Source organism: Dethiosulfatibacter sp. (genome assembly GCF_983023055.1).
In genome coordinates this window covers 1-5,004 of the sequence record NZ_CEZJXU010000166.1, presented here as the reverse complement: position 1 = coordinate 5,004, position 5,004 = coordinate 1, and the positions used below count along the sequence as shown (strand labels likewise).

Here is a 5,004-nt window from a genome sequence, read left to right as displayed (position 1 = left end):
AAGTCTGTCCAATTGAATAAAAGACCTTCTGTACAGGAGACAATACTGCGCCTACCAGTCCCGAAGGACTTGACATATCACCTTGTGAAGCACTCAATCCTATTGATGCTATAAGAAACAGTGCTATTAAAATAAAAATTATTCTTATGACTCTTATATTATTTTGCAAAATACCACCTTTAATAAACACTTTTATATTTCATCAAATTTTCTACAACTACTCCCGTACCTCTGGCTACACAGCCAAGAGGCTCCTCTGAGATAGTTACATCGATTCCGGTTTCCTGTGTAATAAGCTTATCAAGACCCTTTAGAAGAGCTCCCCCTCCGGTCATTGTAATACCATTTATGGAAATATCCGCTGCAAGCTCAGGAGGTGTTACCTCCAGTACCCTCTTTATTGAAGCCACTATTGCCTCAACAGGCTCCTTTATAGCTTCCCTTACCTGAACATCCGTTACCTTTACAGTCTTCGGAAGACCTGTTATTAGATCCCTTCCAGTCACATCAATGACGCAGTCGTCTTCATGTAAAGCACCATCAATTACATTGCCCAATACAATCTTTATTTGTTCAGATGTCTTGAATCCTATTAGCATGTTGTGCTTGAACCTTATATATGTCTTGATGGCCTCATCTATAGCGTCTCCTCCAAGTTTAAGGGACTCACTGTTAACTATGCCTCCAAGAGAGATTACTGCTGTATCAGTAGTTCCTCCGCCAATGTCTATTACCATATTGCCGAAGGGCTCGTAGATATCTAAGCCCGTTCCTATTGCAGCTGCAACAGGCTCTTCTATTAGCATTGCTTTTTTTGCACCTGCCGATTCTGCTGCATCCTCAACGGCTCTTTTTTCAACAGCAGTTACCTTGGACGGAATTCCTATTACCACTACAGGCTTTATAAGCTGAAATGTATTAACAGCCTTTTTTATGAAATATTTAAGCATAACCTGTGTGATACTAAAATCTGCTATAACTCCATCCTTAAGAGGTCTGACTGTGTATATATCTTCAGGAGTCCTGTCAAGCATTTCCTTGGCATCGGTACCTATTGCTATAACCTTGTTTGTTGACCTCCGTATAGCAACAACAGAGGGTTCATCTATGACTATTCCTTTGCCTTTCATGTAGACAAGAGTATTTGCAGTTCCCAAATCTATACCTATTTTTTTGGATAATCCGTCAAATATTGACATTTATTCCTCCGCTAGATTATATTCTCTTCCTTAAAGCTTAAATAACTGCCGTCTCCAATAATAATATGATCAAGAACCTTGATTCCCATTATATCTCCAGCCTCCATAAGCCTTTCAGTTATACTTATGTCCTCCCTGCTTGGTTTTGTATCCCCGCTGGGATGATTGTGTACAAGTATCATTGAAGCGCTGGATTTCTTTATTGCCTCAACAAAGACCTCTCTAGGATGGACTATGGAAGAATTCAAGTTTCCTATGGATACTGTAACCACATCAAGAATTTGATTCTTCGTATCCATCAATACAGTCTTGAAATGCTCCTTCTTGAGATATCTCATATCCTCCATAAGATAGGTGGACACATCTCCAGGTGAGGATATCTTGTATTTGTTTTCAGGTTCAAGCCTTGCGACCCTTTTTCCAAGCTCTACGGCAGCAAGAAGCTGTGCTGCCTTGGCATCACTGACGCCGTGAAAACTGCACAAAAATTCCGAACCTTTATCCAGAAGATTTTTGAGACCTCTTCCGTCATGATTGAGTATCTTTTGCGCTAAACTCACTGCAGTATCCTTTGTGCTTCCTACACGCAAAAGTATTGCAATGAGTTCCGAATTTGTAAGTGTATTAGAACCCAGGCTCAGCAGTTTTTCTCTTGGTCTGTCCTCTGATGGCAGTTCCATTATTGTATAATGATTATTCTCCACATAAAATCCCCCCAAACATAGTCGTTTATTCTACTTATGAAAGTTAATTATTTTACAAAATTTCTTAAATCCTTGTAATTATGTATTTTTATCTATTTTAACAAATTTGAATCAAAGTATTTGATTAGTATTTCATTAATTTTTCCTATTGGAAGTCCAACCACGTTTGAATAGGAACCTTTTATGGATTTCACTAGAAGCTCGCCAAAACCCTGGATACCATATGCTCCTGCCTTGTCTGCAAATTCTCCCGTATCAAGGTAGCTATTTATCATGTCGTCACTGTGATTATAAAATTCAACTTCCGTCACATCATAGTCTATTATTCTCAAGGGTATTTCTTCATCTATTATGGAAAATCCAGTATAGACATAATGAATCGCACCACTGAGAACTTTAAGCATTCTAAAGGCATCAGACCTATCCTTTGGCTTTTCCAGTATTTCTTCCTTGTAGACTATGGTATCTGCAGCAATTATCAATCCTTTTTTCCCATCTTTCACTGCTATATGAAGAGCCTTCTTGAGAGAGAGGGCCATTACAAATTCCTCAGGTCTCATCCTAGTATGGCATACCTCTTCAATTTGTGCAGGAACTATATCCAACTCGCAGTATTTGCCCAGTATCTCTATTCTTCTCGGAGATTTTGATGCAAGTAATATCCTATCCATAAGCACCTACATCTTCCTGAAAATCAAGATTACAGCAATTATACCAATAACACCTGCAAGGTTTATGTTGAAACTGAAACCAAGGGTAAAATTGAAAAAGCTCAAATCAAGAACCGCTGGTCCAAATGATAAGGATTCAGACAATTTCAAAATAGGTAATACACCTGACAAGGCATCTCCTATTATATTTCCAATTATGGAACCTGCTGCTATTATAAATATCCAAAGTATTATATTATGTCTTTTCATTGTATTCTACCATCCTATACTAATTTGTTTCTTTAAATTTCTAACTATGAAAATTCCTGCATAGCCTACGAAGCATCCTGTGAAAAGGCTCACAATATACATTACAGGTAAATATGTCAATATCTTTATATTTTCAAGAACTGCTGCTGCTACTACTACCTGCGCAGTATTATGGCTCAATGCACCTAGGACACTTACACCTATAAGGCTTAAATATCCATTGAGATACTTGTAAGAAAGATGCATCACTATAGTGCTCAATATGGCTCCTGATATGGAATATATAAATCCTATTGGATTTCCTGCAACTAAAAGAACAAGTATGCTTTTTAAAACTGCTACTGTAAGTCCTTTTTTAAAGCCAAAAACCACAATAACCGAAAGTACAACCATATTGGCAAGACCAAGCCTCGCTCCTGGTGCAATGAAAGGAAGTGGAATCATTCCCTCCAATATTGTCAGTACCAGTGCTCCCGTTGTAAGTAATGCCAGAAATATATATTCTCTTGTATTCATAAACCTATCACCATTTTTTGTTTATTTCACCATGCAACAGAATCAGTCCGCCTGATTACGGAGCTAATGACTCACTGCATCTGGTCCTGACTCAGTCTCACCTGTAATTTCAACAGTCACCTTGTTGGGAAGGCAGACTATTATTTCACCAGGTCTGTCAATACTGCCTTGCTTAATGCATGTCTTATCTGGACAACTGCTTTCTTCCATATAGACAAATCCTTTTTCAATATGGATCACATTTGTACCCTTGTCCGTATCTATGGTTATTTTCTTGTCCAAAGTACCGTCCAGAGAATATTTCTTGTACAATTCACCATCTATGCTTATTTTCACATAGCTATTATCATAGTTCATAGCCATGGCACTTATAAAAACCAAGGCGCCTATGCTTAATACAAGTATTAAAGCTATTAACATCTTATCCCATTTAGTCATGAAATCACCTTCAAATATTTTAACATTAATAACAAGCATTTACAAGACGACACGGAAATTGAAGTTCATAAATTTTATAAAAAAAAGTCTCTTCCTGAGAAGAGACTTTCATTTTTATTAATTTATCTCATTTCTATTGCATCCTTAGGACACTTTTCGTAGCATACGCCGCAGCCTATACATTTATCCTCGTCTACAACATGAATTTCCTTAAGTTTTCCAGCTATGCAATCAACAGGACAATTTTTAGCACATATAGTACATCCTATACATTTTTCAGGTATGACTCTTGCCTTTTGTCTGTCTTCAAGCAATGCCGTTATTGCCTTTGTAGGACACTTCTCTGCACAAACCATACAGTTTGTACATTTTTCATAGTCGATTCTTGCAATGTTGTCAACAACAGTGATTGCATCGAAAGGACAAGCCTTTTCACAAATCTTGCATCCAATACATCCAACCTTGCATTCTTCCTTTACAGTCTTTCCAAACTCATGGTTTGAACAGTCCACTACAGTTTTCTGCTTGTAAGGAACAAGCTCAATGATATTCTTAGGACATTCCTTTATACACTTCTCACAAGCTGTACATTTTTCAGGGTCAACTATTGCAACACCGTTTACAATATGTATTGCATCAAAAGGACAAACCACTACACATGATCCGCTACCAAGACATCCGAAAGAACAAGCTTTATCTCCACCTTGTATCATTGCTGAAGCCTTGCAATCAGAAATTCCCTGATATTCATATTTCTTTTCTGTTCTGTCGTAGTTACCCTTGCACAGAACTCTTGCTACCATTTTTTCTCCCGCTGCCGCTTCGATTCCCATGATCTTGCTTATTGCTTCTACACAGGATTCTCCACCAACAGGACAAGCTGTTATAGGAGCATCTCCAGCCACAATGGCCTTTGCCAGCGCATCACAACCAGGCAATCCGCAGGCTCCACAGTTAGCTCCTGGAAGAGCGTCTCTTACTTCTGTTATCTTAGGGTCAACTTCAACATGGAACACCTTTGAAGCTATCGCAAGAATTACTCCAAATGCCAATCCAAGTCCACCAAGTGCACCTATTGCTGTTACTATACCATTCATCTGACCCACCTCCTATAATGACAGGCCTGAAAATCCCAAAAAGGCTATTGACATTAATCCCGCTGTGATTAATGCTATAGGGAATCCCTTTAGACATTCAGGTACATCTGCTATTTCAAGTCTCTCTCTG

7 protein-coding genes and 1 pseudogene are annotated in these 5,004 nt (G+C 38.4%); all 8 read right to left on the bottom strand.

Annotated elements, in window-relative coordinates; genetic code table 11:
- Nucleotides 1-179: 179 nt before the first annotated feature.
- Nucleotides 180-1,199: a rod shape-determining protein MreB gene (gene mreB / locus AC3AX0_RS07105; RefSeq protein ID WP_487549610.1), complete on the bottom strand. Its 1,020-nt coding sequence runs from the start codon at nucleotides 1,197-1,199 to the stop codon at nucleotides 180-182.
- An 11-nt stretch (nucleotides 1,200-1,210) separates the two neighbouring features.
- Nucleotides 1,211-1,879, bottom strand: a complete 669-nt coding sequence (gene radC, locus AC3AX0_RS07100; protein WP_487549611.1) for a RadC family protein — start codon at nucleotides 1,877-1,879, stop codon at nucleotides 1,211-1,213.
- A 116-nt stretch (nucleotides 1,880-1,995) separates the two neighbouring features.
- The gene (locus AC3AX0_RS07095) at nucleotides 1,996-2,574 is read right to left on the bottom strand and encodes a Maf family protein (RefSeq protein ID WP_487549609.1); all 579 of its coding nucleotides are present in this window, start codon (nucleotides 2,572-2,574) and stop codon (nucleotides 1,996-1,998) included.
- A 6-nt stretch (nucleotides 2,575-2,580) separates the two neighbouring features.
- On the bottom strand, nucleotides 2,581-2,823 hold the full coding sequence (locus AC3AX0_RS07090) for a DUF4321 domain-containing protein (protein ID WP_487549608.1): 243 nt from the start codon (nucleotides 2,821-2,823) through the stop codon (nucleotides 2,581-2,583).
- Between the two features lie 6 nt (nucleotides 2,824-2,829).
- Nucleotides 2,830-3,339 (bottom strand): Gx transporter family protein, encoded by a 510-nt coding sequence (locus AC3AX0_RS07085; protein ID WP_487549607.1) that lies wholly within the window; start codon nucleotides 3,337-3,339, stop codon nucleotides 2,830-2,832.
- A 63-nt stretch (nucleotides 3,340-3,402) separates the two neighbouring features.
- The gene (locus AC3AX0_RS07080) at nucleotides 3,403-3,777 is read right to left on the bottom strand and encodes a NusG domain II-containing protein (protein WP_487549606.1); all 375 of its coding nucleotides are present in this window, start codon (nucleotides 3,775-3,777) and stop codon (nucleotides 3,403-3,405) included.
- 122 nt (nucleotides 3,778-3,899) lie between these two features.
- Nucleotides 3,900-4,874 carry an RnfABCDGE type electron transport complex subunit B gene (gene rnfB / locus AC3AX0_RS07075; RefSeq protein ID WP_487549605.1) on the bottom strand — a complete coding sequence of 325 codons (975 nt, stop codon included), beginning with the start codon at nucleotides 4,872-4,874 and terminating at the stop codon, nucleotides 3,900-3,902.
- 12 nt (nucleotides 4,875-4,886) lie between these two features.
- A pseudogene (locus AC3AX0_RS07070) lies at nucleotides 4,887-5,004 on the bottom strand (electron transport complex subunit RsxA); the annotation flags it as partial.